Genomic DNA, 25,437 nt, shown 5'->3' with positions numbered 1-25,437 from the left:
CTCGACGAAATTTATCAAGCGGCTAAAGTCTGTGGCAACCTCCCCCACTGCACACAGATTGGGCTGGAATCGTGATGAACTGGCTTAATGATCCCGGACACCTCTTAAGGGCGGTATGAGTCGCCCAATCAGGAGGTTCCATGCAAGAACGCAAGACCTAAACCCGCGAGTTCAAGCAACGTGCTGCCAGCATGGTTCCTGATGATAACGGATCGATTCCAGACGTCTGTGCGTCGATGGAGCTCGGCCCTACGGCGCTGCGCCGCTGGGTAGATCAGGTTCGCAAAGAGCGTCAGAAGGGCCAGCCAGTAGCAGGTACCAAGGCAATCAGCGACGAACAGCGAGAGCTCCAGGAGCTGCGGGCCAAGATTAAGCGTTTGGAGACCGAGGCCGAAATATTAAAAAAGACTACGGCTCTCTTGATGTCGGATCCCGATCGTTTTTCTTGATCGAGGAACTGAGAGAGTCAGGCCTGTATCCGACCAGCCTGCTTTGCAGTGCGTTGAGCGTTTCCCGCAGCGCGTTTTATGACTGGCTTCGCCGCCGCTCGGCACCGAATACTAAGCGCAACGGGCTCAGAGAAAAAGTCGTTCAGCTGCACGTCGAAAGCAGGGGAAGTGCGGGCGCTAGGATGATCTCCCAGTGCCTGAAAGCCCAGCAGTTCAAGGTGGGGCGGTACCTGGCCCGAAAGCTCATGGAGGAGGCGAACCTGGCCAGTAGGCAGCGCCGCCGGCATCAGTATCGCTCCAAGGGTGTCGAGGCATATGTGGCCAAGAATCTGCTCGAACGTAACTTCGAGCCAACAGCTATCAACCAAGTCCGGTGAGGCGACGTTACCAGCTTGATGGTCGGGAAACGCTGGTATCACCTGGCAGTAGTCATTGATTTGTTCGCCCGCCGGATCGTTGGTTGGGCGTTTTCGCTGATCAATGACCCCACCTTGGTTAGCAAGGCACTGAGGATGGCGGTGGGCGTTCGAGGTAGACATGCAGGCTTGATGTTTTACTCGGATCAAGGCTGCCAAGACACCAGTCAGCGCTTCCAATCCGAGTGCTAGAGCACGGGATAACACAAAGCATGAGCCGCAGAGGGCAATGCTGGGACAACGCACCAACAGAGCGCTTCTTTGGGACGCTCAAGTCAGAGTGGGTGCCCAGCAAAGGCTACAAAGAAATTGATGAAGCCAGGCAGGATATGACCAGCTTCTTCATGCGATACAACCGAATCAGGCTCCACAGCCACAACAACTACCTGTCGCCGATAGCTATGGAGCAGCAGGCGGCGTGATCACCGTAATCGGTGTCCGGCAAAACTTGACCAGAACAGGATCGCTCCCCCCCCGACATAACACTCAACGAAGCAAAGGCCGCCAGGATCTTTGCCGCTGTCGGCGCCAGGAATCAGCAGAAAGCAGCGTGAAACGCATCACCGCACGCGCCCGGTACAGCAGACGCCAGCAACGTATCAGCCTGCCACCAAGTGGCCTCACAGACAATTGCCACTGACCATCCGTTATTACTAATCAGCAGACCTGCTAAATTAGCTAAAAAGGATACGCCTAAAATAGTTCTCGATATATTCATTAGAACCATACACTAGGGCTTGCTTTTCTTTATTCCGCAGAATATCGAATACAATCCTACGACACAAATCCTGAAGACCTTGACTCACTTGAGGAGCGGCTTCTAAATCGGAATGTTTAATATGTGAGCCATGGGTTACCTGAGACCTAATAGCATACGCCCTCTTCATGAATTGGTATCTCTCCTCCATCTCTTTGGAGTCTCCCCCTAGGAAAAATGCGACGCGCTCAGACAAACGATGCGTAAGCTCCGTCGTCGTCGTTGAGAAAAGACTTTCCAACGCACTGCAAATTTGCGCAATTTTCAATGCCGGATAAGGCACGGTGCGAGATGCATGGACAAAGCTCAGGAACCTGTCGAAACGGGAGCTTTCCTTCGATACCGGTGAAAATTTGAAACTGTAGCCTTTCTGATGCTTTAAAGTCCGCACCTCATCGGTGATGCTGAGCCACTCGGCAAGTTCTTCAGCCGAGAATGACACGTCCTGTTGCATCTCTCCTTTCGCTGTTGTTAAAGTCGAATATATCCCATTATTCGTCCAATGGTTCAAACCACCAAGCCGCATATTACAATATGCAACTTCGCAGCCAATGCAATTATCTTTGACAAGCCAAGAATCCTCTATAAGCCAGCCAAGCCATACGAGCCACGTTAAAAGTGCAGGTTCGCTGTGTTCAAATTCCTTGAATGCACTTGAATGTTCAGGCCTGCAAATCAAAATATGGCTAGCATCTACCAGATGGCGATATTCGATTTCGCCCGCCAGCTTTCTGAATTCTTCGGTAAGTTTTGATTTCCTTATTTTGCTGTCCGTTACTACTGAAACGGTGGGCAACAGGTCATATACCCCAGGAGCTGCATCAACTTTCAACCAACGGAATGTAGATAAAAAATTTATTTCCATATTCACTAAAGCCCGTGTCCAGTTCAGTAAGTCAGCTATTTTAAGGGACATCTTTCCTCAGGAACATCACCTACGGAGCGTCTGCAGCTGCATTGAGCTGCAACCGGAGCCTGGCACCCGCTGAGCTAGCGCGGCGCCGCAATGGAGATTGCCCATGAACCCCTACCAGATCACCGGGCCGGCTCAGATCGGCTTCAGTGGCGGACGCGGTTCCGGCTACATGCTGTACCACCTCGAAGCACACGACGGCAAGCTGCCCGAAGGGGTTCATGTCACGTTCCAGAACGCCGGCAAAGAGCAGAATGAAACGCTCGACTTCATCCGCGAGTGCCAGCACCACTGGAACGTGCCCATCACCTGGTTGGAATTCGATGGGGTGTATGACCAGGGCCTGAGCTGGAAAATCGTCAGCCACGAGAAGGCCAGCCGAAACGGTGAGCCGTATCACAAGCTCGGCGCCTGGTAGGTCGATGTCGAGTACAACGCTGGGGCAGACCACCTTCGGCAGGCGCCTGAAAGCGGCAGGCGTAACAGAGGAAGATCGGAAGTCGCTACTTGGCCAGAAGAACGACAACGTGACCAGTAACTATTCTGCCGCGGAGCTGGGACACTTGATAGAGGCGGCAAACAAGGTGTCAGCGACGGACTCGCATGGGCCGGTGCTGCCAGTTCTGAAGAGGAGGCAGGCGTAAAAAGCTGAGAAGTCACGCAAAGGAAAAAGGCCACCCCTTTCGGAAATGGCCTAAGTCCTTGGGATTTTTTTGGTCGGGACGGAGTGATTCGAACACTCGACCCCTTGCACCCCATGCAAGTGCGCTACCGGGCTGCGCTACGCCCCGACTACATTCTCATAACCTCTGAGAACGCTGAAGAATTTACCCTAACCTCCTGATAAATGAAAGCTTTTTCTCAAAAAATTTTCATTCACCACCAACCAGGTCACTTCTTCAACACCACCAACACATCCTCCAATTCGACAATCATCTGCCGAATCAGCTGCTTGTACTGGCTCGACTCATCCTTGGCCTCCTCACTGGAGAGCCGCAACCGCGCCCCACCAATGGTGAAGCCCTGGTCATAAAGCAGCGCACGAATCTGGCGAATCATCAGCACGTCCTGGCGCTGATAATACCGCCGGTTCCCCCGCCGCTTCACGGGATTGAGCTGGTCGAACTCCTGCTCCCAATACCGCAGCACGTGCGGTTTTACCGCACAAAGCTCACTCACCTCACCGATGGTGAAGTACCTTTTGCCCGGTATTGGGGGCAGTTCGTCGTTATGGCTTGGTTCCAGCATAGGCCTCAACCCGGGCCTTCAACTTCTGCCCTGGACGAAAGGTGACGACGCGCCGTGCAGTGATCGGGATTTCTTCCCCAGTCTTGGGGTTGCGGCCCGGCCGCTGGCGTTTGTCGCGAAGGTCGAAGTTGCCGAAACCGGACAGCTTGACCTGCTCGTTCTCTTCAAGTGCGTGCCGAATTTCTTCGAAAAACAGCTCGACCAGCTCCTTGGCCTCACGCTTGTTAAGCCCTAGCTCCTCGTACAGCCTTTCGGCCATCTCAGCTTTCGTCAGAGCACCCATGCCGTTATTTCCTTAACGTGGTGTTCAACCTTTGTTCGAGCGAGGTGAGGATGTTTTGCAGTGCGGCGTTCACCTCATCGTCGTTAAGAGTGCGCGATGGATGCTGCCAGGTCAAGCCGACGGCCAGACTTTTTCTATCAGGATCAATGCCTTTACCCTGGTAGACATCAAACAGCCTGAGGTCTGTGAGCCATTCGCCTGCATTGTCACGAATTACTTCAAGCACCGCGCTAGAAGCTACATCACGTCCTGCAATCAAAGCCAGGTCACGACGGGTTTCCGGGAACTTGGACAGCTCGCTGAACTTCGGCAGGCGGCCTTCGACCACGTCACCCAGCACCAGCTCGAAGAGGAACACCGGGCGGTCCAGGTCCAGGGCCTTGGCCAGCTCTGGGTGGATGGCGCCGAGGTAGCCGACCAGCTTGCCGTCACGCTCGATGGCAGCGGTCTGGCCTGGGTGCAGGGCGGGGTGCTTGCCGGCGCTGAAGGTGAAGTCGCTCAGCGCGCCGGAGTAACCCAGCAGGGCTTCCACGTCGGCCTTCACGTCGAAGAAGTCGACGCTGTCGCGGCCGTTGGCCCAGCCTTCCGGCAGGCGGCTGCCGGTGACCACGCCGGCGATCATCGGTTGCTGCTGCAGGTCGCCGAGCTGGCCGACGAAGCGCAGGCCGCTTTCGAACAGGCGCACGCGGTCTTGCTGGCGGTTCAGGTTGTGCTGCAGTGCCTTGACCAGGCCCGGCCACAGCGAGGCGCGCATGGCGGCCATGTCGCTGGAGATGGGGTTGGCCAGCAGCAGCGGCTCTACGCCCGGGCTGAACAGTTCGAACAGTTTCGGGTCGATGAAGCTGTAGGTGATTGCTTCCTGGTAGCCGCGGGCAACCAGCAGGCGGCGCAGGGTCGGCAGGTCACCGCGGGTTTCCGGCTTGCCTTGCGGCGCCAGGCGGGCTTGCGGGTAGCGCACCGGCAGGTTGTTGTAGCCGTACAGGCGGGCCAGCTCTTCGATCAAGTCCACTTCCAGGCTGATGTCGAAGCGGTGGCTTGGCACGTTGACGGTCCACTGCCCTTCCCCACTCTTGGTAGTGGTCAGCTCCAGGGCGTTGAGCAGTTGCTCGACTTGGGCCGGGTCCATTTCCATGCCGAGCATCTGGGTGATGCGTTCGGCGCGCAGGGTCACCGGGGCGACTTGCGGCAGGTGCTGTTCGCTGACGGCTTCGACCACCGGGCCGGCTTCGCCGCCGACGATGTCCAGCAGCAGCTGGGTGGCGCGTTCCATGGCTTCGCGGGCCAGCTGCGAGTCGACGCCGCGCTCGTAGCGGTGCGAGGCATCGGTGTGCAGGCCGTAGGAACGGGCTTTACCGGCGACGGAAATCGGCTCGAAGAAGGCGCTTTCCAGGAACAGGTCGCGGGTTTTTTCGGTGTTCACACCGCTGTGCTCGCCACCCATGACGCCGGCGATGGCCAGGGCGCGGGTGTGGTCGGCGATGACCAGGGTGTCGGCGCGCAGGGCCACTTCCTGGCCGTCGAGCAGGACGAGCTTCTCGCCTTCTTCGGCCATGCGTACGCGGATGCCGCCGTTGATTTCTGCCAGGTCGAAGGCGTGCATCGGTTGGCCGAGTTCGAGCATCACGTAGTTGGTGATGTCGACGGCGGCGTCGATGCTGCGCACGTCGCTGCGGCGCAGGCGCTCGACCATCCACAGCGGGGTCGGCTTGCTCAGGTCGACGTTGCGGATGACGCGGCCCAGGTAGCGCGGGCAGGCAGCCGGGGCGCTGACTTCGACCGGGCGCACTTCGTCGTGGGCAGCCGCTACGGCTGGCACTACCGGGCGGGTGACCGGGGTGTCGTACAGGGCGCTGACGTCGCGGGCCAGGCCGGCGATGGACAGGCAGTCGCCGCGGTTCGGGGTCAGGCCGATCTCGATGCTGGCGTCGTCCAGGCTGAGGTACTGGCGAATGTCTTCGCCCACCGGGGCGTCGGCGGCCAGTTCCAGCAGGCCGTCGTTCTCTTCGCTGATCTGCAGCTCGGCAGCCGAGCACAGCATGCCGAAGGACTCGACGCCGCGCAGCTTGGCCTTTTTGATCTTGAAGTCGCCGGGCAGTTCGGCGCCGATCATGGCGAACGGGATCTTGATGCCTGGGCGGGCGTTAGGGGCGCCACATACCACCTGGAAGGTTTCCTGGCCGTTGCTGACCTGGCACACGCGCAGCTTGTCGGCGTCCGGGTGTTGTTCGGTGGCGAGGATCTCGCCCACGACGATGCCGCTGAACTGGCCGGCAGCAGGGGTGACGCTGTCGACTTCGAGGCCGGCCATGGACAGGCGGGCGACCAGTTCATCACGGGAGACTTGCGGGTTTACCCAACCACGCAGCCACTGTTCACTGAATTTCATGCTGTTCTCCTGAAAGTTGCGTCGGGCATTGACCTAGCGGAATTGCGCGAGGAAGCGCAGGTCGTTGTCGAAGAACAGACGCAAATCGTTGACGCCATAGCGCAGCATGGCCAGGCGCTCGGCGCCCATGCCGAAGGCGAAGCCCTGGAATTCTTCCGGGTCGATGCCGGACATGCGCAGTACGTTCGGGTGCACCATGCCGCAACCCATTACTTCCAGCCAGCCGGTTTGCTTGCACACGCGGCAGCCTTTGCCGGAACACATCACGCACTGGATGTCGACTTCGGCGGACGGCTCGGTGAACGGGAAGAACGATGGGCGGAAACGCACCGCCAGTTCTTTCTCGAAGAACACCCGCAGGAATTCTTCGATGGTGCCCTTGAGGTCGGCGAAGTTGATGTCGCGGTCGATCAGCAGGCCTTCGACCTGATGGAACATCGGCGAGTGGGTGATATCCGAGTCGCAACGGTACACGCGGCCCGGGCAGACAATGCGGATCGGCGGCTGGCTGGACTCCATGGTCCGCACCTGCACCGGCGAGGTGTGGGTGCGCAGCAGCATGTTGGCATTGAAGTAGAAGGTGTCGTGCATCGCCCGCGCCGGGTGGTGGCCGGGGATGTTGAGCGCTTCGAAGTTGTGGTAGTCGTCTTCCACCTCGGGGCCTTCGGCGATGCCGTAGCCGATATGGGTGAAGAACTGCTCGATGCGCTCGAGTGTACGGGTGATCGGGTGCAGGCCACCGGTGGCCTGGCCGCGGCCTGGCAGGGTGACGTCAATGCATTCGGCCGCCAGGCGAGCGCTGAGCTCGGCTTCTTCGAAGGCCGCCTTGCGGGCATTGAGCACCACGGTAACGCGCTCTTTGGCGTCGTTGATCAGCGCGCCGACCTTCGGCCGCTCTTCGGCTGGCAGGTTGCCCAGGGTCTTCATCACCTGGGTCAGTTCGCCCTTCTTGCCGAGATAATTAACCCGGATCTGTTCCAGGGCATTGATGTCTTCAGCGCGCTCCACAGCTTCCAGGGCTTGGGAGACCAGCGCATCCAGGTTTTCCATGTACAGACTCCAGATACGAAAATAGGGGAAGAGCTTTGAAGGCTCTTCCCCTATCGATGACGTTCAATGCCCGACGGCGCTGGCGCCGCCGGGTGATTGTCGCGGGTACTTAAGCCAGAACGGCTTTAGCTTTCTCGACAATCGCAGCAAACGCCGCTTTTTCGTTCACTGCCAGATCGGCCAGAACCTTACGGTCGATTTCGATCGAAGCCTTTTTCAGGCCAGCAATCAGACGGCTGTAGGACAGACCGTTGGTGCGGGCACCGGCGTTGATACGAGCGATCCACAGTGCGCGGAACTGACGCTTCTTCTGACGACGGTCACGGTAGGCATATTGACCAGCCTTGATGACCGCCTGCTTGGCAACGCGGAATACGCGCGAGCGTGCACCGTAGTAGCCTTTAGCCAGTTTCAGAATTTTCTTGTGACGCTTACGAGCGATGACGCCACGCTTAACACGAGCCATGAGTAACTTCCTCTATCTAAACCAGAATTAACGTACGCGCAGCATGCGCTCGACTTTTGCCACGTCAGACGGGTGCAGCAGGCTGGCACCGCGCAGTTGACGCTTACGCTTGGTCGACATTTTGGTCAGGATGTGGCTCTTGAAAGCGTGCTTGTGCTTGAAGCCGGAAGCGGTCTTCAGGAAGCGCTTCGCAGCACCGCTCTTGGTTTTCATTTTTGGCATGTTGGAACTCCGCATTCGATAAAATTACACAATAATCATCAGGCCTGCCGTGCCCGGGAGATTACTTCTTCTTTTTGGGGGCGATGACCATCATAAGCTGGCGTCCTTCCATCTTCGGATGCTGCTCAACGGAGCCGTATTCGGCGAGGTCGGCTTCGACCCGCTTCAACAGCTCCATGCCCAGCTCCTGGTGGGCCATCTCACGGCCGCGGAATCTCAGAGAGATCTTGGCCTTGTCCCCATCGGTAAGGAAACGTACCAGGTTGCGTAGTTTTACCTGGTAATCCCCTTCTTCCGTCCCTGGACGAAACTTGATTTCTTTGATCTGGATCTGCTTCTGGTTTTTCTTGGCTTCGTTGGCCTGCTTCTTCTTTTCGAAGAGGTGCTTGCCGTAGTCCATCACCTTGCAGACGGGCGGCTGCGCGTCGGCAGAAATTTCCACCAGATCCAGCTTCGCTTCATCAGCGATACGAAGCGCTTCATCAATCGAGACGATGCCAATCTGCTCGCCGTCAGCGCCAATTAACCGAACCTCGCGTGCCGAGATATTCTCGTTGATCGGGGCTTTCGGTGCAGTTCGTTTATCGTTTCTCATTTCACGCTTAATAGTCATTACTCCGATTCTAGGCGACCGCGCTGGGCAACAGCGCTGTTGAGCAGCTGCGTGAATTCAGCCACCGGCATGGAGCCGAGGTCTTTGCCTTCACGGGTGCGTACGGCGACGGTCTGCGTTTCGACTTCGCGATCCCCTATAACCAAAAGGTACGGGACCTTGAGCAAAGTATGCTCGCGGATTTTAAAGCCGATCTTCTCATTTCTCAAGTCCGACTTGGCACGGAAACCGCTACCGTTCAGGGTATTTTCCACCTCGAGGGCGAAATCGGCCTGTTTGTCGGTGATGTTCATGATCACCGCCTGGGTTGGCGCCAGCCAGGCCGGGAACACACCGGCGTAGTGCTCGATCAGCATGCCGATGAAGCGCTCGAACGAACCGAGGATGGCGCGGTGCAGCATGACCGGGCGCACCCGGCTGTTGTCTTCGGCGATGTAGCTGGCATCCAGGCGCTCGGGCAGGTTCGGGTCGTACTGCAGGGTACCGCACTGCCAGTTACGGCCGAGGCAGTCGCGCAGGGTGAACTCGATCTTCGGCCCGTAGAAGGCGCCCTCCCCCGGCTGGTATTCCCACTCCAGGCCCGATTCGTTCAGGGCGTCGGCCAGTGCACCTTCGGCACGGTCCCACAGCTCTTCGGAACCGACGCGCTTGGCAGGGCGGGTCGACAGCTTCATGGCGATGTCGGTGAAGCCGAAGTCCTTGTACACGTCCAGGGTCAGCTTGATGAAGTCGGCGGCTTCTTTCTTCACCTGTTCTTCGGTGCAGAAGATGTGCGCGTCGTCCTGCACGAAGCCACGCACGCGCATGATGCCGTGCAGGGCGCCGGACGGCTCGTTACGGTGGCAGGCACCGAACTCGGCCAGGCGCAGCGGCAGGTCGCGGTAGCTTTTCAGGCCCTGGTTGAACACCTGCACGTGGCACGGGCAGTTCATCGGTTTTACCGCGTAGTCACGGCTTTCCGACGAAGTGGTGAACATGTTCTCGGCGTAGTTGGACCAGTGGCCGGAACGCTCCCAGAGAATACGGTCGACCACCTGCGGGGTCTTGATTTCCTGGTAGCCGTTGGCGCGCTGCACCTGGCGCATGTATTGCTCGAGCACCTGGTACACGGTCCAGCCGTTGGCATGCCAGAACACCATGCCCGGGGCTTCTTCCTGCAGGTGGAACAGGTCGAGCTGCTTGCCGATCTTGCGGTGGTCGCGTTTTTCGGCTTCTTCGATGCGCTGGATGTACGCGGCCAGCTGCTTCTTGTCGGCCCAGGCGGTGCCGTACACGCGTTGCAGCTGCTCGTTCTTGGCATCGCCGCGCCAGTAGGCGCCGGACAGCTTGGTCAGCTTGAACGCCTTGAGGAAGCGGGTGTTCGGCACGTGCGGGCCGCGGCACATGTCGACGTATTCTTCGTGGTAGTACAGGCCCATGGCCTGCTCGTCCGGCATGTCTTCGACCAGGCGCAGCTTGTAGTCTTCGCCACGGGCCTTGAACACCTCGATGACCTCGGCACGTGGGGTCATCTTCTTGACCACGTCGTAGTCCTTGTCGATCAGCTCCATCATGCGCTTTTCGATGGCGGCCATGTCTTCAGGGGTGAAGGGGCGCTCGTAGGCGATGTCGTAGTAGAAGCCTTCGTCGATGACCGGGCCGATGACCATCTTGGCGCTCGGGTACAGCTGCTTCACCGCGTGGCCGACCAGGTGGGCGCACGAGTGGCGAATGATCTCCAGTCCCTCTTCATCTTTAGGGGTGATGATCTGCAGGGTGGCGTCGTTGTGGATCAGGTCGCAGGCATCGACCAGCTTGCCATCGACCTTGCCGGCCACGGTGGCCTTGGCCAGGCCGGCACCGATGGAAGCGGCGACTTCGGCTACGGACACGGCATGATCGAACGAACGTTGACTGCCATCGGGAAGAGTAATAACGGGCATGGCGCCTCCTCTCCTAGTGGTGACCCCTACCAAAGGTCACGTGGGTTGGGATGAGCCAGTACAAGATCCGGCCTGCCTTCCTGCACAGGAAGCCTGCCTCACAGTGGCAGAAGCCTTTCGGCTTGCGGGGGACGAACCAGAGTGACTGGAAAGAAAAAAGATAGCTGCGGCGCGCAACGGCGCGACCACAAGCCGGGCATGCTAGCACGCGGCTTGTACGCCACGCAGAAATATTTGGAAATTACGCCGTTTGGGTGAACTAACACGGAAAATTTCCTATCAGACCTTGGGAAGCAACCTACTCTTGATGAGACCTGACCCAAGGAGTAACTGGTTATGCGAGTTCCGTCTCTTCTGGCCCTGGCGGCCGCCGGCGCCCTGCTGCTGCCCGTGGCTGCGAACGCCGGCAACTTCCCAGCCGGGAAGGAGGCCGCCTACATGACCCAGTGCACCCAGGTGGCCAGCGGCCAGGGCGTTGACGCCGCAACCGCGAAAAAGCACTGCGCTTGCGGCGCCAAAGCCATCAAAGAGAATTTCACCGACGCGGAGATTGCCGACCTGGACAGCAACGATGGTGTTGACGCCAAGCTGATGCAGAAGGCACAAACCGTGGTGAAACAAACCTGCGCATCGAAGGGCTGAAACCTTACAGCCAGAGCAGGCCAGCCATTCTTTGCGCTGGATCAATATCCTGCGAAGGTAAAAGGCGCTAGATGCGCAGAATTAGACTATGATGTGTCTCGTGCTCCGTAGCCTCGGCCGCATTGCACCACCGAAAAAACTAAATGTTCTGGAGATTCACCCATGTCCAATCGCCAACAAGGCACCGTCAAATGGTTCAATGATGAGAAAGGCTACGGCTTCATCACCCCAGCAGGCGGCGGCGACGACCTGTTCGTTCACTTCAAGGCCATCGAATCCGACGGCTTCAAGAGCCTGAAAGAAGGCCAGACTGTTTCCTTCGTCGCCGAGCGCGGCCAGAAGGGCATGCAGGCTGCACAGGTTCGTCCGGAGTAATTCGGATAGCTGTAAAAAAACCCGCCCTTGTGGCGGGTTTTTTTATGGGCGCGGTCCTTGTGTCGCGCGAGCGGCGCGGAGCGGACCTAGGGTTCAGCGCAGCAGCTTGTATTGTTGGGGCCGCTCTGCGGCCCTTTCGCGGCGCAAGGCCGCTCCTACAGGGGCCGCGCGGGTTTTCAGGGCTGGGTCAGCCGCAGTTGACGCGGGTCACCTTGCCCTGCTCGTCCACATTCAGGTTCAGGCGCTCGGAACGGTACTCCAGGGTGACCACATCGTGCGGCTTGAGAATACGGGCCATCTGCGAGCCACTGGCCTTGCGCGCCTGCTCCAGCAATTCGGCGCTGGCCGGTTTGCCAATGGCGAAATCGGCGCCGCTGGCTTCGCAGCGGCCATCGTTGCCAGCCGGCGTGGTCGAAGTAGCGCTACCGCCAGCATTGCCACCAGTGCTGCAACCAGCCAGGACAATAGCCACCGCCAGGGTTGCCAGGTAAGCACGGGTACGGAACATGAAGCCTCCTAAATCGGTCCGGGAACTGCCTGATCGGACAGTTCCGCTGTTCTTTTGTTGCAAAACCGGTCAAGTTTGCCTCAACCAGGCGGCACAGGCGAAAACGCAATCGTGACCGGATTTTGCACAAGCCGCCGCATTTGCCATATGCTTAAGTCGCAAGGTCAATGACGCAAAGTCATGATTTAGTGCAAGAAGTGGAGCGCACCCCGCCTCCATCGAACACCAGGGTCAGTGTTCGTCCTTCGTCCGGGCCCCCAACGAGAGCGTAATGAGCAGCCACAGCATTGTTGCCGATATCAAGGTCAAATGGGCCGAAGGCCAGAGCGCGTACAGCCCCGGCACACCGGAAGAGTTACTACTGATTGCCATCGACCTGCTGGTGCGCGACCGCGGCAGCGAGGCGGCGCGTAGCTTCATCGACCAGGTGTTCGAACGCTACGCGCCGCATGCGGCTATTCCAATCGGGCCAAACGGGCGCTGAGCAGGTCGAACAGGCCCTGGGCATCGCCCTGCTCCACCCATAGCACATTGGCAGGCTGCTTGAGCACGCCATACCAGTCGGCAATGGTCTGGCCGAAGGTAGGCCCTTCGCGGCTGTCGATGCTCATGTGGATGCGCCGGCCGCTGAACAGCTCGGGCTTGAGCAGGTAGGCGATGACGCTGGCGTCGTGCACCGGGCCGCCGGGCATGCCGTACAGGTCCATGTCGTGGGTGATGTAGGCGTTGAGGATATCCACCACGCGTTTGCTGGCCTGGTTGTTCACCGCGGCCAACTGCTTGAGGCGGGCGTCGCTGGTCAGCAGTTTATGGGTGACGTCCAGCGGCAGGTAGGTCAGTTGCACGCCACTGGCCAGCACCACTTCGGCAGCATGCGGGTCGGCGTACAGGTTGAATTCCGCCGCCGGGGTGATGTTGCCGCCGTTGAAGTGGGCGCCGCCCATGACCACCACCTGCTTGATGCCCTTGGCGATCTCCGGGCGCTGAACCAGCGCCAGGGCCAGGTTGGTCTGCGGGCCGAGCATGGCGATGGTGATGCTGTGCGGCTTGGCGGCGCTGAGGGTGTCGACCAGGTACTGCACGGCATTGCCCTGGGCCAGGGGCGCTTTTGGCTCCTTGACCTCGACACCGGTGAGGCCTTCCTCGCCATGCACCTCGGCAGCGTAGATCGGCTTGCGCAGCAGCGGGCGACCGGCACCCGCGTACACCGGGACATCCTCGCGGCCAGCCCATTCGCGGGCCAGGCGGGCATTGCGCGAGGTCTTTTCCAGGCGCACGTTGCCTGCCACGGTGGTGATGGCGCGGATATTCAGCTCATCGGGCGAGGCCATGGCCAGGAACAGGGCGACTACGTCGTCGGCGCCGGGGTCGGTGTCGATGATCAGGTCGATCGGGGCGGCCTGGACGCTGGTGGCGGTGACCATGAAGGCGATTCCTTGTAGCAAGGGTTTGAGCATGGGTGGCACTCCTGTTGCCAGAACGAAGGTCTGTAGGAGCGGCCTTGCGCCGCGATGGGGCGGGAAGCGGCCCCAGGTTTTCAGCTTCGCAGCAAACATTGCCGGGGCCGCTTTGCGGCCCATCGCGGCACAAGGCCGCTCCTACAAAAAAAAGCGTGTCTTGACGGTTAGAACGTGACGCCGGAAATCAGCGCGATGTTGCTGTAGGGCTGGCACTCGCCGGTGCGCACCAGCGCACGGGCGCTGCGCGACAGCACCTTGAAATCCTCATGGCTCAGCCATTCACGCTTGCCCAGCTTGCCTTTCAAGCGCTCGATCTCGACCAGCGCCGGCGGCACCACTTTCTGCATCTCTGCGGCCAGCACGTGGCGCTCTACCTGCAGCTCGCTCAGCACCACGCGCAGCACACTGGCGAAATCCGGCAGGCCAGGGGTCACGGCCAGGTCGATCAGTTCGACACCCGGCGGTACCGGCAAGCCGGCATCGCCAATCACCAGGATGTCGCCATGCCCCATGCTGGCGATGGTGCGTGACAGGGCGACGTTCAGCAGCGGGGTTTTCTTCATGGCGCAAGCTCCGCCAGGTAGGGAATCGACGGCTGGGCCCCGGCACGGGTGACCGACAACGCCGCGGCGCGCTGGCCAAAGGCGATGGCTTCGCCCTCCTCCAGGCCGCGCACCAGGCCGGCGGCGAAGCCACCGATGAAGGTGTCACCGGCAGCGGTGGTATCCAGCGGCTGCACCACCGGCGCGGGGAAGTGCCGGTGGCCCTGCGCCGTGACCAGCAACGCGCCTTGCGCGCCCAGGGTAATGATCACCTTGCCCGCGCCCAGCTGCAGCAGGCGCTCGCCGGCGCGCCGGGCACTGTCCTGGTCGGTCACCGCCACGCCACTCAGGGCTTCGGCTTCGCTTTCATTGGGCGTGAGGTAGTCGATGTGCGCGAACCAGTCCGCTGGCAGCGGGCCCGTGGCGGGCGCCGGGTTGAGGATCACCTGCTTGCCCAGCTCATGCCCCCTGGCCAGGGTCCAGGCCACGGTTTCGGCCGGCACTTCCAGCTGGCAAATGATGATCTCGGCCGCCTGCAACAGCGCATCGAAGCGCTGCACCGACTGCGGTGTCAGCAGACCATTGCCGCCCGCAATGATGACGATGCAGTTCTGGCTGGACGCATCGACGGTGATCAGCGCCACACCGCTGGACACGCCCGGGCAGGTTTCGATGGCGCCACAATCGACCCCCTCCACATGCAAGGCCTGACGCAGTTGCTGGCCGTAGGCATCGTCCCCCACGTTGCCGATCATGGCCACGCTGCCGCCCAGGCGCGCCACGGCCACGGCCTGGTTGGCGCCCTTGCCGCCGGGCACGGTGAAGAAGCTGTCGCCGGGCAGCGTTTCGCCGGCCCGGGGCAGGCGCTGGGCGCGGGCCACCAGGTCCATGTTGAGGCTCCCGACCACCACGACCTTGGCACTCATGACATTTCCTTAGCGTTAGCGGTAATCATTGAACAGGTCCGGGCGTGGCCCGGTGGACTCGCGCAGCACCAGGCGCGGGGTGACGATGCGTTGTTCCGCCGCCCCCTGCCGGGGCTTGCAGATGCGCGCCAGCAACAGCGAGGCAGCGCTTTCGCCCAGCTCGCGGATCGACTGGCCGACCGTGGTCAATGGCGGGTATACATAACGGCTGAGCTCGATGTCGTCGAAGCCGATCACCGACAGCTCGGCGGGTACGTTGATCTGGCGTTCGGCCGCGGCGCGCAGCACGCCGAAACCGATCATGTCGTTACCGGCGAAAATCGCCGTTGGCCGCGGGCCCTGCAACACCTGCGCCGCCGCTGCGTATCCGCCCAGGCTGGTGAAGTCGCAGTGCAGCACGCGGTTGCCATCGGCCGCTGCGCCGGCCTCGGCCATGGCGCGCCGAAAGCCGCCCAGGCGCAGCTGGGTCACCCCGGTTTCGGCGGGGCCGCCGATGTAGGCGATGTCGCGATGGCCAAGCTCCAGCAGGTGCCGGGTGGCCAGATAGGCGCCCAGCTCGTGGTCGATGCGCACCAGGTCGGCGTCCACGCCCTCCAGTTCGCGGTCGACGATGACCATCGGCGTACGCACCCCGGCCAGGCTTTGCAGCAGGTCGCTGTCCTGGCCCACCGAGGCCACCACCAGGCCGTCGATGCGCTTTTCCAGCAGCACGCGCAGGTAGCTGCGCTGTTTCTGCGGGTTGTCATCCGAGTTGCACAGGATCACGCAGTAGCCGTTGCGTTCACAGGCATCCTCGATACCCCGCGCCAGCTCGGCGAAGTACGGGTTGACGCTGTTGGGCACCAGCAGGCCGATGGTGGCGGTGCTGCGCGCCTTCAACGAACGCGCCACGGCGCTGGGCACGTAGTCGAGTTCGGCAATGGCGGCTTCGACTTTCAACCGCACCTGTTCGCTGACCGGGCGGGTCTTGTTCAGCACATGGGACACAGTGGTGTAGGAGATACCCGCCAGTGCCGCGACGTCTTTGATGGTTGCCATGTTTTCAGTTCCGCCGGGCCGCGCGCCGGCTACGGTAAGTGTCGAGCACCACGGCGATGACGATCACCGCCCCGGTGATGATGCGTTTGGTCGGTTCACTGGCGCCGATCTGCGCCAAGCCGGCGGCCAGCACCGAAATGATCAGCACGCCGAAAAAGGTGCTGATCACTGAGCCACGCCCACCCATCAGGCTGGTGCCACCAATCACCACGGCGGCGATCACCTGCAGCTCCAGGCCGGCACCGGCATTGGGGTCGGCTGCCTCCAGGCGCGAGATCTGGAACAGTGCGGCCAGCCCGGCGAGCAGGCCCATCAGGGCGAACACCAGCACCTTGTACGGGCGCGGATCGATGCCGGCCAGGCGCACCGCCTCTTCGTTGGTGCCAATGCCGATCAGGTACCGGCCGAACACCGTACGCGTCAGCACCAGCTGGGCCAGCACGATCACCAGCAAGGCGATGATGAATGCCGGCGAGATGCCAAAGGCGATGGGGTTGGAGAACCAGGCATAGGCATCGCCGATATAGGCGGTGCGCGAGTCGGTGAACTGGTAGGCCAGGCCACGGGCCATTTCCAGCACGCCAAGCGAGACGATGAACGACGGGATGCGCCAGGCCACGGTAACGCCGCCGGTGATGCTGCCGGCCAACGCCGCCACGGCCATGCCCAGCAGCGCCGCAGACAGCATGCCCCAGCCCCAGCCGAGGATCGCCACGCTCACGGTCGAGGCGGCCAGTGCCAGCACCGAGCCCACCGACAGGTCGATGCCGCCGATGATCAGCACGAAGGTCATGCCCACCGCCAGCACCATCAGGTCGGGGATCTGGTTGGCCAGGGTACTGAAGGTGTTGTACGACCAGAAGTGGCTGCTGAGGAACGAGAACAGCACGATCATGGCCAGCAACGCGCCGGCCAGGCCCAGGTAGGTACCCAGGCCAAAATAGGTGCCACTGCGGCGCAGCGGTGCAGCGCCCTGGCTGTCGAGCGGGGTGGTTTTCATGCGTCCATCCTGGGGGCTGCATCATGCAGCAGTGCGTCACGTTTCTGATAACCGGCAAAAGCGGCAGCCAGTAGCTGGTCCTGGCTCCAATGGTCACGCTCGAAAGTGTCGATCAGGCGCCCGGCCGAGAGCACGGCGATGCGGTCGCAGATCAGCATCAGCTCGCGCAGGTCGCTTGACACCACCACCAGGGCCTTGCCCTGGCGTGCCAGTTCGGCCAACAGGCCATAGATGTCGAACTTGGCACCCACATCGATGCCGCGGGTAGGCTCATCGAACAGCAGCACCTGGCAGTCACGCTCCAGCCAGCGGCCGATCACCACTTTCTGCTGGTTGCCACCCGACAGCTCGCCGACCACTTGCTGCGGGCCGGCACTGCGGATGCGCATGGCCTGGATCTGCCGGGCGGCCAAGGCCTGTTCGGCCTGGGCATCGAGCACACCGGCGCGAGACACCGCACCCAGGTTACCCAGGGCGATATTGGCGCTGATCGACTGGGTCAGCAGCAGGCCCTCGCCTTTACGGTCTTCGGTGATCAGGGCGATGCCGGCCTGCACTGCAGCCTTGGGCGAGTCGATGGTGACCGCCTGCGGTGGCTGGCCGAGCGCGATGCTGCCGCTGTCGGCCCGGTCGGCGCCGTAGATCAGGCGCAACAGCTCGGTACGGCCGGCGCCGATCAGGCCAGAGACGCCGAAGATCTCCCCTGCCCGGACCTCAAACGACACCTCACGCACCTTGTCAGCGCGGCTGAGCCTGTCGACCCTGAGCAGCGGTGCACCGATCTGTCGGCGGCCCAGGTCGATGTGCTCGCCCAGTTCGCGGCCGACCATCAGGTTGACCAGTTCGGCACTGCTATAGCGCTGGATCGGCTCGTCACACACCAGCCTGCCATCGCGCAGTACGACGATGCGCTGGGCCACGCGCTGCAGCTCTTCGAGGCGGTGGGAAATGTAGACGATGGCCACGCCACGCCGGCGCAAACGTTCGATCTGGGTGAACAGCAGCTCCACCTCACGCGCGGTGAGCATGGCGGTGGGCTCGTCGAAGATCAGCACATGGCAGTCGCCGATCAGGTTGCGGGCGATCTCGACCATCTGCTGGTGGCCGATGCCCAGCTCGCCGACCGGGGTGTCCGGGTCGATGGCGTCGAGGCCGACCTGGGCCATGGCGGCCGTGGCCAACTGGCGCAGGCGCTTGTGGCTGATCCAGCCGAAGCGGCTGGGCAGGTTATCGAGGAACAGGTTTTCTGCCACCGTCAGCGTGGGCAGCAGGTTCAGCTCCTGCATGACCATGCGCACGCCGAGGCGCTCGGCCTCGCTGCGGCTGCCAGGTGCATAGGCCTGGCCACGGTAGCTCATGTGCCCGGTGGTGGGGGCTTCCAGGCCACTGATGAGTTTGGACAGCGTGCTCTTGCCTGCGCCGTTTTCGCCGGTCAGGGCCAGCACTTCGCCGGCGCGCAGGCTCAGGCTGACCTCGGCCAGCACCGGCTGGGCGTAGGTCTTGCCCAGGCCGTTGGCGGCAAGCACCACTTCGTTGGCCGATGCAGGCATGGCCGTTTCTCCTGCCAGCAATTCAGGGTTGGGTGATGAGTTGGACCGGGGTCTGGATGACGTTGTCGGCATCCACCTCGGGCTTCTCGCCCTTGACCATCTTCAGCGCCGCCTGGATGCCGTACACCGCCTGCTGGCTGGCTGCCTGGTCGAGGGTGGCGAGCACCCGGCCATCCTTGAGCATGGGCTTGATGGCATTGATGTTATCGTAGCCCACCACTTGCACCTGGCCGGTCTTGCCAGCGGCACGCACGGCCGAAACGGCACCCAGGGCCATGCTGTCGTTACCGGCCAGCAGGGCCTTCAGGTCCGGGTATTCGTTGAGCATGGAGGCGGCGACGGCGTTGCCCTTGTCGATTTCCCAATTGCCGCTCTGCACCGAGACGATCCTGATCTGCGCGGCGTCCATGGCGTCCTTGAAGCCGGCGGTGCGCTGCTGGGCATTGGTCGTGGTCGGCACGCCTTCGATGATGCCGACCTGGTCGCCGGCCTTGAGTTTCTCGTTGGCCAGGTAGTCGCCGACCAGGCGCGCGCCCTTGCGGTTGTCGGGGCCAACGAACGGCACGCTGATGCCTTTGCTCTTGAGCAGTTCGGGGTCCAGGCGGTTGTCGATGTTGATCACCACCACGCCCTTGTCCATGGCTTTCTTCACGGCGGACACCAGCGCCTTGGAATCGGCCGGGGCGATCACCAGCGCTTTGGCACCGGCGTTGACCATCTGCTCGACGATGCGGATCTGTTCGCCGGTGTCGGTTTCGTTCTTGATCCCGTTGGCGATCAGCTCGAACTCGTCAGGGTGGGCTTTCTGGTAGTCCTTGGCGCCGTCTTCCATGGTGCGGAAGAACTCGTTCGCCAGCGATTTCATCACCAAGGCAACCTTGGGCTTGTCTTCGGCATGGGCTGCCGAGAACGGGATGGCGAAGGACAGAGAAGCAACGACAGCGAGGGCCAACAGGCGACCGGGGAACGGCAGTTTCATGGACGATGACTCCGAATCTTGTGGTTTTTATCGGATAGCAAACGTTTGCGATACGTAACTATGGAAACAGTACCGAGGTTTGTCAAATCCGCTTGGCTGTCGGATGTCAGCGAACTGCCGGGAGCGATTATCCAGAAAACTTCTCCAAAACCGAACGTTTATATTATCCCGGCGCCCTGTTGCGTAATAACTGACAGTGAAATACTGTATGTGCATACAGCAAAAACAAGGAAACACTTGTGTCCAACACTGCCTCCGCCACCCCAAACAGCTACACACAACTGGGCATGCGTATCCAGAAGATCATCAACAGCCCCACCGCCCAGCGCAGCCGGGCAGCGTTGATCTTCCGCCTGGAACAGGAAACCCCCGAAGACTGGGAAACGTTGCTTGAGGAAATTGCCGAAAACGACAATGTCACCCTCGCCCACCGCGACGATGGCGGCGTGCAGATTTTCTGGACTGTGCCCAAGGAAGATTGACCGCGCAAGCGCCCGCCGCCATCAGGCCAGCGCCTGCAGATAGGCACTGGCCTCGCGGTAACGGGCCAACCGCGCCAGGTCGGCTGGGCCGGGGCTCGGAATGCGCGAAAGGTCGCTGTTATCGGCCAGGTCGGCCAGTTTGACCGTGCGCGCCAGCGGGTCATCGCCCAGGCGCACCACGAAGTCCTGGTAAGCCTCGCCTTCGCGACGGCTGAGCGCCAGCAAGGCGGCAAGAATTTTCAGCGCGAAACCCTCACGCGCCAGGTCGGAGAGGGTCAGCGGGGTATCTTCGATCACGTCGTGAAGCACCGCGACAATCCGTTGTTCTGGGGTGGAAACCCGCATCATCACGCGTAGCGGGTGGAGGATATACGCTGCCCCACCCTTGTCATATTGCCCTTCATGCGCGCTGGCGGCCACGGCAATGGCCCGCTCCAGTGTAGACATGAGCCCCTCCCTGTTCGGCTTGTTCCTGCCAAGCATAGCCAAACTTGGGCCGCCGCGGTCCGTGTAGGAGCGGCCTTGTGCCGCGATGGGCTGCCTAGCAGCCCCAAGGGTTCAGCGTCACGGCAGACTCTGTGGGGCTGCTACGCAGCCCATCGCGGAACAAGGCCGCTCCTACAGAGGGCCGCGCAGTCAGCGAGCTGCGCCGTGCTGGATGACAACCGAATCGGTGCCCAGCTTGGCCATGACCTCGGCCTTGCGCGCTTCGGCTTCTTCACGGGTCGGGAAAGGCCCCATCAACACCACCGGCTTGCCGTCGCGGTACTCCACCGAGGATGGAATGCCCTTTTCGATCAGGCGCGCAGTCATGTCGCTGAGCGCCCCCATGTTGGCCCCCTGGATCACTTCCACGTCCCAGCCTTGCGGGGCCGGCTGGCCAGCCAGGGCCTCGGCGCGGCGCTGCAGGTCGGCGCCGCCGCACAGCTCGCGGATGCGCAGGTTGTTGCCGCTGCCATCGACAATGATTTCGTACCGGCCATCACGCTTGATCGCCACATAGCTGCGGTAGGGCTCGTACTGCCCGGCGTCGTCCTTGCCACGCACCTGGCCACAGATGGTGCCCTGGGTGTCGATCCGCACGTTACCGAACTTGGCCGTCTTGGGGTTATGCAGGTGTTCGGCCACTTGCTTGTGCACGCCTTCGACTTCGTTCTCACAGCCCGCCAGGGCGAGCACTGCCATTACCACAGCCAGTTTGCGCACGCGTGTACCTCCAGATTCGAAGAGGCGGATTCTAGCACGCCGGGCCATGCCCCGAAGCGCGACCAAACGTTACAGCCTGCTTCGCGCGCATAGCAAAAAGGGCGATCATTGCTGATCGCCCTTCTCGGATTTGGTAGGCACAATTGGACTCGAACCAACGACCCCCACCATGTCAAGGTGGTGCTCTAACCAACTGAGCTATGTGCCTGTCGTGTGGTGCGCATATTAGAGATCAAACACACGGCTGTAAAGCGTTTTTTTGAGAAAAATCAAAAACTTTCGAGAACCGCCCACGCCGAGGCAGCTTCGCTGCGCAACCGCCGCACAACAGGCCGGGCGCCACGTAGAGCTCCAATGAAAAAAGGGATGACCCTTGCGGATCACCCCTTCTTCGATTTGGTAGGCACAATTGGACTCGAACCAACGACCCCCACCATGTCAAGGTGGTGCTCTAACCAACTGAGCTATGTGCCTGTCGTGTGGTGCGCATTCTACTCATTCCAAAAACCCTGTCAACACTTTTTTTCACGCTAAGCTACTGAATCTTAACCCCTTTATAGAAAGGTGCACGAGCCAGGACCGAGTAAAGGATTTTCAACGGACGACTAGCGGGTGTTTATTATTATTGATAGCATCGGTACATTCGTTAAAAATATAAAACACGAGGTTCCTGCAACATGGCTAACACCCCCTACCCCCAGTCCTACTACGCCGCCTCGGCCAACCCGGTGCCGCCACGTCCGGCGCTGCAGGGTGAGGTGGAAACCGATGTGTGCATCATCGGCGCCGGCTACACCGGCCTGTCCAGCGCCCTGTTCCTGCTGGAGAACGGCTTCAAGGTGAGCATCGTCGAAGCGGCCAAGGTCGGCTTCGGCGCGTCGGGCCGTAACGGCGGCCAGATCGTCAACAGCTACAGCCGTGACATCGATGTGATCGAACGCACGGTCGGCCCCAAGCAGGCGCAACTGCTGGGCCAGATGGCCTTCGAAGGCGGGCGCATCATTCGTGAACGCGTGGCCAAGTACAACATTCAGTGCGACCTCAAGGACGGTGGCGTGTTCGCTGCCCTCACCAGCAAGCAGATGGGCCACCTGGAGTCGCAAAAACGTCTGTGGGAGCGCTTTGGCCACAACCAGCTGGAGCTGATGGACCAGAAGCGCATCCGCGAAGTAGTGGCCTGCGACAACTACGTGGGCGGCATGCTGGACATGAGCGGTGGCCACATTCACCCGCTGAACCTGGCCCTGGGCGAGGCGGCGGCGGTCGAGTCGCTGGGCGGCATCATCTATGAGCAGACCCCGGCCGTACGCATCGAGCGTGGCGCCAACCCGGTGGTACACACCCCGCAGGGCAAGGTCCGCGCCAAATTCATCATCGTCGCCGGCAACGCCTACCTGGGTAACCTGGTACCGGAGCTGGCCAGCAAGTCCATGCCATGCGGTACCCAGGTGATCACCACCGAGCCGCTGGGCGAGGAACTGGCGCGTACCCTGCTGCCGCAGGACTACTGCGTCGAGGACTGCAACTACCTGCTCGACTACTACCGCCTGACCAGTGACAAGCGCCTGATCTTCGGCGGTGGCGTGGTATACGGCGCGCGTGACCCGGCCAACATCGAGGCGATCATCCGTCCGAAGATGCTCAAGGCCTTCCCGCAGCTGAAGAACGTGAAGATCGACTACGCCTGGACCGGCAACTTCCTGCTGACCCTGTCGCGCCTGCCACAGGTCGGCCGTATCGGTGACAATATCTACTACTCGCAGGGTTGCTCGGGCCACGGCGTGACCTATACCCACCTGGCCGGCAAGGTCCTGGCCGAGGCCATGCGCGGCCAGGCCGAGCGCTTCGATGCGTTCGCCGGCTTGCCGCACTACCCGTTCCCGGGTGGCCAGATGCTGCGTGTGCCGTTCAGCGCCCTGGGTGCCTGGTACTACAGCCTGCGCGATCGCCTGGGCTTCTGATGTAGGCAGGCCTGGCCCTGTCGTCGGCGAGCCGGCTCTCACAAGAGCCGGCCGGCGACATGCCCGGGGCAGGCAAAGCTATCTGCCCAAGCTGCTTACGGCCTGTTTCGCGGCAATCTCCTGCCCGGCCCGGGCCAGTTCATCGGCAGCCTGCAGCCAGCGCTGGCGGTCGACCTGGGCCGGCAGCTGCCGCGGCGGCTGCACCAGCACCGCCCAGCTTCCCTGGCTGGCCCACGCCGAGGCAAAGTCATCGAACGCCATCAGCTGTCGCCGGTGCATGCCCGAGCGCAACAGCACGCGCTGCTTGTAGCGGTCATAACCGATCAGCACGGCGTAACGTGGCTCACCCCACCAGGCCGCGCCGTCCTCATAGCGCAACAACACCGGGTTGCCCGCCGCCACCTGGGTCAGCAGCGCGTCCAGCTGCTTGTCCAGCGGATACACCACCATGCCGTAGTCACGCGCCACCCGAGGGATGCTGCTGCCCAGTGCGTCGGCGCCCTGGGGCAGGTTCAACGGCTTGTCCAGCAGCCCCGGGGTGATGGGCGCACCCTGTTGCGACAGTACTGCCGCCAGGGCCATGGCCCCGCTGTGGTTGGCGTTGCCACGGTAGAATGGCACGCTGCTGATTTCGACCCGCTGTGGCAGGCCATTGAGGCCGGCGGGCGGCGTGCCGGCACAGCCGGCCAGGCTGGCTGCCACCAGGCAGGCCAGCAACAACCGGCGTGGGCTGGTGATTGCCGACTTGAAGGAATCTTGCTCCATGGACACTCGCTTGTTCCAACGCCAGGCAGGCAGCGCCCGGCTCTGCCAGCGATCATAGGGCGGACGGCGGCGCGGGTATAGCCCGGCACTGGCTTGGAGCAAAACGGACCAAGCAATAGACCTTCGGTCAATGGAACGTCACGGGCGAACGGCTAGACTAAAGCAGTGTCTGGAAGGCAAGCGCTGGCTGGCCGAGCGCGGCCCTGAAGAGGGAGGCACAGATGAGCCTGACCATGGCAATTCTCATGCTGGTAGGTATGTGGCTAAGCGTCGCAGCCGCCATGCTGTGGGGTGTAATGCGTATCGTGCGGCGCCATGCCCACCATCACCTGCCGCCACAGGCCCCTGCCCGGGCGCAGCCTGCACACCGGGCACGGCGGCATGCCGGGGTGCACTGAGCAAAGATTCCTCATAGCCATTCGCGGGCAAGCCCGCTTCCACAGGGACAGCACACGCCCTGAAGCGGTGCTGTGCTGTGGAAGCGGGCTTGCCCACGAATGGGGCGCAAAGCGCCCCCGCTACTTCACCCTTGCGCCGCTTCGCGCTTCAACCGCGCCCGGCGGGCCAGGATGTTGAGAATCTCGATCGCCGTCGAGAACGCCATGGCCGCATACACATAGCCCTTCGGTACATGGGCGCCGAAACCTTCGGCAATCAGCGTCATGCCGATCATGATCAGGAAGCCCAGCGCCAGCATCACCACGGTCGGGTTGTCGTTGATGAAATTGGCCAGCGGGTCGGCGGCCACCATCATGACGATCACCGCAGTGATCACCGCAATGATCATGATCGGCAGGTGCTCGGTCATGCCTACGGCAGTGATGATGCTGTCGACCGAGAAGACGATGTCCAGCAACAGGATCTGGAAGATCGCCGCGGCAAAGCCCAGGGTAACTGTCGAGGAAACCTTGGCTTCTTCCTTGGCACCGTGCGGGTCGACGTTCTCGTGGATCTCCCTGGTCGCCTTCCACAGCAGGAACAGGCCACCGGCAATCAGGATCACGTCCTTCCAGGAGAAGGCATTGCCGAACACTTCGAATACCGGGTCGGTCAGCTGGACGATCCAGGCCACCGTGCTGAGCAGGGCCAGGCGCATCACCAGGGCCATGCTGATACCGATACGACGCGCCTTGGAGCGGTATTCCACCGGCAGCTTGTTGGTCAGGATGGAGATGAAGATCAGGTTGTCGATGCCTAGTACAACTTCCATGGCCACCAGCGTAGCCAAGGCAACCCAGGCGGTAGGGCTAGCGACGAGTTCCAGCAAGTATTCCATTG

The 25,437-nt window shown here is 61.5% G+C and carries 32 protein-coding genes, 3 tRNA genes and 1 pseudogene; 12 read left to right on the top strand and 24 right to left on the bottom strand.

From position 1 onward, the window contains the following. Window positions 1-191 precede the first annotated feature (191 nt). The 4 genes from B4L76_RS04480 to B4L76_RS04465 are packed head-to-tail and all read left to right on the top strand — an operon-like array spanning window position 192 to window position 1,287. Entirely contained in the window at window positions 192-449 is a 258-nt protein-coding gene (locus B4L76_RS04480) for a transposase (RefSeq protein WP_296230791.1), read from the top strand. Beyond that, window positions 446-826, top strand: a complete 381-nt coding sequence (locus tag B4L76_RS04475; protein ID WP_296230790.1) for an IS3 family transposase — start codon at window positions 446-448, stop codon at window positions 824-826. Before B4L76_RS04480 ends, B4L76_RS04475 begins: the two co-directional genes overlap by 4 nt. A gap of 18 nt (window positions 827-844) precedes the next feature. Further along, window positions 845-1,057 (top strand): DDE-type integrase/transposase/recombinase, encoded by a 213-nt coding sequence (locus B4L76_RS04470; RefSeq protein WP_296230806.1) that lies wholly within the window; start codon window positions 845-847, stop codon window positions 1,055-1,057. A gap of 20 nt (window positions 1,058-1,077) precedes the next feature. After that, on the top strand, window positions 1,078-1,287 hold the full coding sequence (locus tag B4L76_RS04465) for an integrase core domain-containing protein (RefSeq protein WP_296230788.1): 210 nt from the start codon (window positions 1,078-1,080) through the stop codon (window positions 1,285-1,287). Window positions 1,288-1,539: 252 nt separating this feature from the next. On the opposite strand, the gene B4L76_RS04460 is transcribed toward B4L76_RS04465, so the two are convergent. Continuing rightward, the gene (locus tag B4L76_RS04460; protein ID WP_296230786.1) at window positions 1,540-2,538 is read right to left on the bottom strand and encodes a HEPN domain-containing protein; all 999 of its coding nucleotides are present in this window, start codon (window positions 2,536-2,538) and stop codon (window positions 1,540-1,542) included. Window positions 2,539-2,641: 103 nt separating this feature from the next. Here B4L76_RS04460 and B4L76_RS04455 point away from each other — a divergent pair, with 103 nt between their 5' ends. Continuing rightward, the gene (locus B4L76_RS04455; RefSeq protein ID WP_296230785.1) at window positions 2,642-2,953 is read left to right on the top strand and encodes a hypothetical protein; all 312 of its coding nucleotides are present in this window, start codon (window positions 2,642-2,644) and stop codon (window positions 2,951-2,953) included. A gap of 31 nt (window positions 2,954-2,984) precedes the next feature. Then, a pseudogene (locus B4L76_RS04450) lies at window positions 2,985-3,179 on the top strand (site-specific integrase); the annotation flags it as partial. Window positions 3,180-3,249: 70 nt separating this feature from the next. On the opposite strand, the gene B4L76_RS04445 reads toward B4L76_RS04450, so the two are convergent. The 9 genes from B4L76_RS04445 to thrS all read right to left on the bottom strand — a co-directional run bounded on the left by B4L76_RS04445 (window position 3,250) and on the right by thrS (window position 10,725). Next, window positions 3,250-3,326, bottom strand: a tRNA-Pro gene (locus B4L76_RS04445). 100 nt (window positions 3,327-3,426) lie between these two features. Further along, complete coding sequence (locus B4L76_RS04440) at window positions 3,427-3,783, bottom strand: MerR family transcriptional regulator (RefSeq protein WP_170030400.1); 357 nt, start codon at window positions 3,781-3,783, stop codon at window positions 3,427-3,429. Then, the gene (gene ihfA, locus B4L76_RS04435) at window positions 3,764-4,066 is read right to left on the bottom strand and encodes an integration host factor subunit alpha (protein WP_003250679.1); all 303 of its coding nucleotides are present in this window, start codon (window positions 4,064-4,066) and stop codon (window positions 3,764-3,766) included. Before ihfA ends, B4L76_RS04440 begins: the two co-directional genes overlap by 20 nt. Before the next feature lie 4 nt (window positions 4,067-4,070). Further along, the gene (gene pheT, locus B4L76_RS04430) at window positions 4,071-6,452 is read right to left on the bottom strand and encodes a phenylalanine--tRNA ligase subunit beta (protein ID WP_296230780.1); all 2,382 of its coding nucleotides are present in this window, start codon (window positions 6,450-6,452) and stop codon (window positions 4,071-4,073) included. Window positions 6,453-6,485: 33 nt separating this feature from the next. Continuing rightward, complete coding sequence (gene pheS, locus B4L76_RS04425; protein ID WP_170030402.1) at window positions 6,486-7,502, bottom strand: phenylalanine--tRNA ligase subunit alpha; 1,017 nt, start codon at window positions 7,500-7,502, stop codon at window positions 6,486-6,488. A gap of 109 nt (window positions 7,503-7,611) precedes the next feature. Beyond that, a complete protein-coding gene (gene rplT / locus B4L76_RS04420) occupies window positions 7,612-7,968 on the bottom strand; it encodes a 50S ribosomal protein L20 (protein ID WP_003250671.1) in 357 nt (118 codons plus the stop codon). A gap of 27 nt (window positions 7,969-7,995) precedes the next feature. Further along, entirely contained in the window at window positions 7,996-8,190 is a 195-nt protein-coding gene (rpmI, locus tag B4L76_RS04415) for a 50S ribosomal protein L35 (RefSeq protein WP_003250667.1), read from the bottom strand. Between the two features lie 61 nt (window positions 8,191-8,251). Continuing rightward, complete coding sequence (gene infC / locus B4L76_RS04410) at window positions 8,252-8,803, bottom strand: translation initiation factor IF-3 (RefSeq protein WP_013972005.1); 552 nt, start codon at window positions 8,801-8,803, stop codon at window positions 8,252-8,254. Beyond that, window positions 8,803-10,725, bottom strand: a complete 1,923-nt coding sequence (gene thrS, locus B4L76_RS04405; RefSeq protein ID WP_296230776.1) for a threonine--tRNA ligase — start codon at window positions 10,723-10,725, stop codon at window positions 8,803-8,805. The genes infC and thrS overlap by 1 nt, the downstream gene beginning before the upstream one ends. A 336-nt stretch (window positions 10,726-11,061) precedes the next feature. Here thrS and B4L76_RS04400 point away from each other — a divergent pair, with 336 nt between their 5' ends. Then, window positions 11,062-11,367: a hypothetical protein gene (locus B4L76_RS04400; protein ID WP_296230773.1), complete on the top strand. Its 306-nt coding sequence runs from the start codon at window positions 11,062-11,064 to the stop codon at window positions 11,365-11,367. Between the two features lie 162 nt (window positions 11,368-11,529). Further along, entirely contained in the window at window positions 11,530-11,742 is a 213-nt protein-coding gene (locus B4L76_RS04395) for a cold-shock protein (RefSeq protein ID WP_003250656.1), read from the top strand. Between the two features lie 187 nt (window positions 11,743-11,929). Here the strand turns inward: B4L76_RS04395 and B4L76_RS04390 are convergent, their stop codons facing one another. Continuing rightward, window positions 11,930-12,250: an I78 family peptidase inhibitor gene (locus B4L76_RS04390; protein ID WP_296230771.1), complete on the bottom strand. Its 321-nt coding sequence runs from the start codon at window positions 12,248-12,250 to the stop codon at window positions 11,930-11,932. Between the two features lie 271 nt (window positions 12,251-12,521). Between B4L76_RS04390 and B4L76_RS04385 the strand changes: the two genes are divergently transcribed. Continuing rightward, a complete protein-coding gene (locus B4L76_RS04385; RefSeq protein ID WP_170030407.1) occupies window positions 12,522-12,734 on the top strand; it encodes a hypothetical protein in 213 nt (70 codons plus the stop codon). On the opposite strand, the gene B4L76_RS04380 is transcribed toward B4L76_RS04385, so the two are convergent. The 7 genes from B4L76_RS04380 to B4L76_RS04350 form a co-directional block, all read right to left on the bottom strand. Beyond that, window positions 12,706-13,707, bottom strand: coding sequence for a nucleoside hydrolase (locus tag B4L76_RS04380; RefSeq protein WP_296230769.1), 1,002 nt, complete (start codon window positions 13,705-13,707; stop codon window positions 12,706-12,708). The genes B4L76_RS04385 and B4L76_RS04380 overlap by 29 nt on opposite strands. A gap of 167 nt (window positions 13,708-13,874) precedes the next feature. Then, window positions 13,875-14,273: a D-ribose pyranase gene (gene rbsD, locus B4L76_RS04375; RefSeq protein ID WP_296230767.1), complete on the bottom strand. Its 399-nt coding sequence runs from the start codon at window positions 14,271-14,273 to the stop codon at window positions 13,875-13,877. After that, window positions 14,270-15,178: a ribokinase gene (gene rbsK, locus B4L76_RS04370; RefSeq protein ID WP_296230766.1), complete on the bottom strand. Its 909-nt coding sequence runs from the start codon at window positions 15,176-15,178 to the stop codon at window positions 14,270-14,272. The genes rbsD and rbsK overlap by 4 nt, the downstream gene beginning before the upstream one ends. 15 nt (window positions 15,179-15,193) lie before the next feature. After that, window positions 15,194-16,216 carry a LacI family DNA-binding transcriptional regulator gene (locus tag B4L76_RS04365; RefSeq protein WP_296230764.1) on the bottom strand — a complete coding sequence of 341 codons (1,023 nt, stop codon included), beginning with the start codon at window positions 16,214-16,216 and terminating at the stop codon, window positions 15,194-15,196. A 4-nt stretch (window positions 16,217-16,220) separates the two neighbouring features. Continuing rightward, entirely contained in the window at window positions 16,221-17,216 is a 996-nt protein-coding gene (locus B4L76_RS04360) for an ABC transporter permease (protein WP_296230762.1), read from the bottom strand. Beyond that, on the bottom strand, window positions 17,213-18,766 hold the full coding sequence (locus B4L76_RS04355) for a sugar ABC transporter ATP-binding protein (RefSeq protein WP_296230760.1): 1,554 nt from the start codon (window positions 18,764-18,766) through the stop codon (window positions 17,213-17,215). Before B4L76_RS04355 ends, B4L76_RS04360 begins: the two co-directional genes overlap by 4 nt. Before the next feature lie 22 nt (window positions 18,767-18,788). Further along, a complete protein-coding gene (locus tag B4L76_RS04350; protein ID WP_296230758.1) occupies window positions 18,789-19,745 on the bottom strand; it encodes a sugar ABC transporter substrate-binding protein in 957 nt (318 codons plus the stop codon). A gap of 239 nt (window positions 19,746-19,984) precedes the next feature. Here B4L76_RS04350 and B4L76_RS04345 point away from each other — a divergent pair, with 239 nt between their 5' ends. Next, a complete protein-coding gene (locus tag B4L76_RS04345) occupies window positions 19,985-20,227 on the top strand; it encodes a DUF1654 domain-containing protein (protein WP_296230757.1) in 243 nt (80 codons plus the stop codon). 21 nt (window positions 20,228-20,248) lie between these two features. On the opposite strand, the gene B4L76_RS04340 is transcribed toward B4L76_RS04345, so the two are convergent. The 4 genes from B4L76_RS04340 to B4L76_RS04325 form a co-directional block, all read right to left on the bottom strand. Further along, on the bottom strand, window positions 20,249-20,674 hold the full coding sequence (locus tag B4L76_RS04340) for a GTP pyrophosphokinase (protein WP_296230756.1): 426 nt from the start codon (window positions 20,672-20,674) through the stop codon (window positions 20,249-20,251). Between the two features lie 189 nt (window positions 20,675-20,863). Beyond that, window positions 20,864-21,433 carry an SPOR domain-containing protein gene (locus B4L76_RS04335; RefSeq protein ID WP_296230755.1) on the bottom strand — a complete coding sequence of 190 codons (570 nt, stop codon included), beginning with the start codon at window positions 21,431-21,433 and terminating at the stop codon, window positions 20,864-20,866. A gap of 131 nt (window positions 21,434-21,564) precedes the next feature. Further along, window positions 21,565-21,641: transfer RNA gene (locus B4L76_RS04330), tRNA-Val, on the bottom strand. A gap of 189 nt (window positions 21,642-21,830) precedes the next feature. Further along, window positions 21,831-21,907 (bottom strand) — tRNA-Val (locus tag B4L76_RS04325). Between the two features lie 203 nt (window positions 21,908-22,110). Between B4L76_RS04325 and B4L76_RS04320 the strand changes: the two genes are divergently transcribed. Beyond that, window positions 22,111-23,394 carry an NAD(P)/FAD-dependent oxidoreductase gene (locus B4L76_RS04320; protein WP_186674499.1) on the top strand — a complete coding sequence of 428 codons (1,284 nt, stop codon included), beginning with the start codon at window positions 22,111-22,113 and terminating at the stop codon, window positions 23,392-23,394. A gap of 78 nt (window positions 23,395-23,472) precedes the next feature. Here the strand turns inward: B4L76_RS04320 and B4L76_RS04315 are convergent, their stop codons facing one another. Next, window positions 23,473-24,159, bottom strand: a complete 687-nt coding sequence (locus B4L76_RS04315; protein ID WP_296230752.1) for a peptidase C39 family protein — start codon at window positions 24,157-24,159, stop codon at window positions 23,473-23,475. Between the two features lie 221 nt (window positions 24,160-24,380). Between B4L76_RS04315 and B4L76_RS04310 the strand changes: the two genes are divergently transcribed. After that, window positions 24,381-24,557 (top strand): hypothetical protein, encoded by a 177-nt coding sequence (locus tag B4L76_RS04310; RefSeq protein WP_296230750.1) that lies wholly within the window; start codon window positions 24,381-24,383, stop codon window positions 24,555-24,557. Between the two features lie 125 nt (window positions 24,558-24,682). Here the strand turns inward: B4L76_RS04310 and B4L76_RS04305 are convergent, their stop codons facing one another. Beyond that, a complete protein-coding gene (locus B4L76_RS04305; protein WP_296230749.1) occupies window positions 24,683-25,435 on the bottom strand; it encodes a TerC family protein in 753 nt (250 codons plus the stop codon). Between the last annotated feature and the right edge of the window lie 2 nt (window positions 25,436-25,437).

This window comes from Pseudomonas sp. UBA4617, from assembly GCF_002386445.1.
In the GTDB taxonomy this organism is placed as follows: domain Bacteria; phylum Pseudomonadota; class Gammaproteobacteria; order Pseudomonadales; family Pseudomonadaceae; genus Aquipseudomonas.
The sequence above is the reverse complement of the archived record's forward strand: the minus strand, read 5'-3'. Positions and strand labels throughout refer to the sequence as shown.

Excerpts from the sequence above, each read along its gene's own strand:
- B4L76_RS04480 (WP_296230791.1), top strand. The coding sequence starts at position 192 with ATGGTTCCTGATGATAACGGATCGATTCCAGACGTCTGTGCGTCGATG.
- B4L76_RS04470 (WP_296230806.1), top strand. The coding sequence starts at position 845 with ATGGTCGGGAAACGCTGGTATCACCTGGCAGTAGTCATTGATTTGTTC.
- B4L76_RS04465 (WP_296230788.1), top strand. The coding sequence starts at position 1,078 with ATGAGCCGCAGAGGGCAATGCTGGGACAACGCACCAACAGAGCGCTTC.
- B4L76_RS04460 (WP_296230786.1), bottom strand. The coding sequence starts at position 2,538 with ATGTCCCTTAAAATAGCTGACTTACTGAACTGGACACGGGCTTTAGTG.
- B4L76_RS04455 (WP_296230785.1), top strand. The coding sequence starts at position 2,642 with ATGAACCCCTACCAGATCACCGGGCCGGCTCAGATCGGCTTCAGTGGC.
- B4L76_RS04440 (WP_170030400.1), bottom strand. The coding sequence starts at position 3,783 with ATGCTGGAACCAAGCCATAACGACGAACTGCCCCCAATACCGGGCAAA.
- ihfA (WP_003250679.1), bottom strand. The coding sequence starts at position 4,066 with ATGGGTGCTCTGACGAAAGCTGAGATGGCCGAAAGGCTGTACGAGGAG.
- pheT (WP_296230780.1), bottom strand. The coding sequence starts at position 6,452 with ATGAAATTCAGTGAACAGTGGCTGCGTGGTTGGGTAAACCCGCAAGTC.
- pheS (WP_170030402.1), bottom strand. The coding sequence starts at position 7,502 with ATGGAAAACCTGGATGCGCTGGTCTCCCAAGCCCTGGAAGCTGTGGAG.
- rplT (WP_003250671.1), bottom strand. The coding sequence starts at position 7,968 with ATGGCTCGTGTTAAGCGTGGCGTCATCGCTCGTAAGCGTCACAAGAAA.
- rpmI (WP_003250667.1), bottom strand. The coding sequence starts at position 8,190 with ATGCCAAAAATGAAAACCAAGAGCGGTGCTGCGAAGCGCTTCCTGAAG.
- infC (WP_013972005.1), bottom strand. The coding sequence starts at position 8,803 with ATGACTATTAAGCGTGAAATGAGAAACGATAAACGAACTGCACCGAAA.
- thrS (WP_296230776.1), bottom strand. The coding sequence starts at position 10,725 with ATGCCCGTTATTACTCTTCCCGATGGCAGTCAACGTTCGTTCGATCAT.
- B4L76_RS04400 (WP_296230773.1), top strand. The coding sequence starts at position 11,062 with ATGCGAGTTCCGTCTCTTCTGGCCCTGGCGGCCGCCGGCGCCCTGCTG.
- B4L76_RS04395 (WP_003250656.1), top strand. The coding sequence starts at position 11,530 with ATGTCCAATCGCCAACAAGGCACCGTCAAATGGTTCAATGATGAGAAA.
- B4L76_RS04390 (WP_296230771.1), bottom strand. The coding sequence starts at position 12,250 with ATGTTCCGTACCCGTGCTTACCTGGCAACCCTGGCGGTGGCTATTGTC.
- B4L76_RS04385 (WP_170030407.1), top strand. The coding sequence starts at position 12,522 with ATGAGCAGCCACAGCATTGTTGCCGATATCAAGGTCAAATGGGCCGAA.
- B4L76_RS04380 (WP_296230769.1), bottom strand. The coding sequence starts at position 13,707 with ATGCTCAAACCCTTGCTACAAGGAATCGCCTTCATGGTCACCGCCACC.
- rbsD (WP_296230767.1), bottom strand. The coding sequence starts at position 14,273 with ATGAAGAAAACCCCGCTGCTGAACGTCGCCCTGTCACGCACCATCGCC.
- rbsK (WP_296230766.1), bottom strand. The coding sequence starts at position 15,178 with ATGAGTGCCAAGGTCGTGGTGGTCGGGAGCCTCAACATGGACCTGGTG.
- B4L76_RS04365 (WP_296230764.1), bottom strand. The coding sequence starts at position 16,216 with ATGGCAACCATCAAAGACGTCGCGGCACTGGCGGGTATCTCCTACACC.
- B4L76_RS04360 (WP_296230762.1), bottom strand. The coding sequence starts at position 17,216 with ATGAAAACCACCCCGCTCGACAGCCAGGGCGCTGCACCGCTGCGCCGC.
- B4L76_RS04355 (WP_296230760.1), bottom strand. The coding sequence starts at position 18,766 with ATGCCTGCATCGGCCAACGAAGTGGTGCTTGCCGCCAACGGCCTGGGC.
- B4L76_RS04350 (WP_296230758.1), bottom strand. The coding sequence starts at position 19,745 with ATGAAACTGCCGTTCCCCGGTCGCCTGTTGGCCCTCGCTGTCGTTGCT.
- B4L76_RS04340 (WP_296230756.1), bottom strand. The coding sequence starts at position 20,674 with ATGTCTACACTGGAGCGGGCCATTGCCGTGGCCGCCAGCGCGCATGAA.
- B4L76_RS04320 (WP_186674499.1), top strand. The coding sequence starts at position 22,111 with ATGGCTAACACCCCCTACCCCCAGTCCTACTACGCCGCCTCGGCCAAC.
- B4L76_RS04315 (WP_296230752.1), bottom strand. The coding sequence starts at position 24,159 with ATGGAGCAAGATTCCTTCAAGTCGGCAATCACCAGCCCACGCCGGTTG.
- B4L76_RS04310 (WP_296230750.1), top strand. The coding sequence starts at position 24,381 with ATGAGCCTGACCATGGCAATTCTCATGCTGGTAGGTATGTGGCTAAGC.
- B4L76_RS04305 (WP_296230749.1), bottom strand. The coding sequence starts at position 25,435 with ATGGAATACTTGCTGGAACTCGTCGCTAGCCCTACCGCCTGGGTTGCC.